The 1,311-nt window shown below is 65.6% G+C and carries 1 protein-coding gene; it reads left to right on the forward strand.

Annotated elements, in window-relative coordinates; genetic code table 11:
* Positions 1 to 125 precede the first annotated feature (125 nt).
* Positions 126 to 1,277, forward strand: a complete 1,152-nt coding sequence (locus DMH01_RS42220; protein WP_125685081.1) for an IS481 family transposase — start codon at positions 126 to 128, stop codon at positions 1,275 to 1,277.
* Positions 1,278 to 1,311: the final 34 nt, after the last annotated feature.

The following is a 1,311-nucleotide window of genomic DNA, read 5'->3' on the forward strand; positions in this document are numbered from 1 at the left end:
TGTCTGAGTTCAGGACATGTCGGACAGTTGATGTTTCAGGACCTCACGGACACTGACCGGTCTGTCGGTGTGGTGACCAGGGCTTGTGTGGTGATCATGCTTCGATGGGCAGAGCAGGGTTTTCGATGGATCCTGAGTTCGTCGCCGCGGTTGCTCGGGTCGCCGCGGGCGGGAAGATCAACGTGGCAGGGTTCTGCCGCGAGCACGGGGTGTCCCGGGACACCTTCTATCGGTATGTGACCCGGGTCCGCAGCGAGGCGGCGAACGGGTTCACCCGCCGCAGCACCGCCCCGCATCACCGTCCCACCGCCTTGGGCGCGGAGGTGGCCGAGGCGGTGCTGCGGGCCCGCAAGGAACTCGTGGACGAGGGCTGGGACAACGGGCCGATCTCGACCCGCTGGCGGCTGGAGAAGGCAGCTTTCGTGCCGTTGCCCTCGACGTCGTCGATCTACCGGATCCTGTGCGAGCACGGCCAGATCGAACCTGAACCCCGTAAGAGACCCCGCACCCGGCGCCGGTTCGAGTACTCCGACCCGAACGGGTGCTGGCAGATCGATGGCATGGAGTACTACCTGGCCGGCGGTCAGAAGGTCTGCGTCATCCAGATCCTCGATGACCACTCCCGCCTCGACGTCGGCTCCTATGCCGCCGCCAGCGAGAACGGCGCCGACACCTGGGCCGCGCTGCAGCAAGCCTTCGCCGGCCACGGCCTACCAGTGAAAGTGCTGTCCGACAACGGATTGGCCTTCTCTGGCAAACACCGCGGGCAGATGGTCGAACTCGAACGCCACCTCGCAGAACACGGCGTCACCACCATCGCCTCCAGGCCCTACCACCCGCAAACCTGCGGCAAGAACGAACGCGTCCACCGCACCCTGCGGAAATGGCTCGCCGCCCGGCCACCGGCCGAGAACCTCGCCGCCCTGCAACAGCTTCTGGAGGACTATCGCCAGATCTACAACGACCACCGGCGCCACCAGGGCCTCGACGGCCACACCCCAAGACAACGCTACGACGCCCGCCCCAAAGCCATCCCCGCCAGCGGCCACGAAGCCTCCAGCGGCCGCACGCAACGCATCGTCTCAGCTACCGGCGTCATCGCCTTCTCCGGCTGCTCCATCGTCCTGGGCCGCCGCTGGACCGGACACACAGCCACGGTGTTCAGGCAAGGCGACCGCGTCACCATCATGATCGGCGACACCATCGCCCGCCAGCTCACCCTCAACCGAGCACTACGCTACCAACCACTCAACACCAAACTGTCCGACAAGTCCTGAAACACATCTGTCCGTGAGGTCCTGAAACAGCACA

Origin of the sequence: Amycolatopsis sp. WAC 04182, from assembly GCF_003947465.1 — a bacterium.
In the GTDB taxonomy this organism is placed as follows: domain Bacteria; phylum Actinomycetota; class Actinomycetes; order Mycobacteriales; family Pseudonocardiaceae; genus Amycolatopsis.

What these genes read in the sequence shown, in the direction of transcription:
- DMH01_RS42220 (WP_125685081.1), top strand. Translation starts at nt 126, where the DNA reads ATGGATCCTGAGTTCGTCGCCGCGGTTGCTCGGGTCGCCGCGGGCGGG.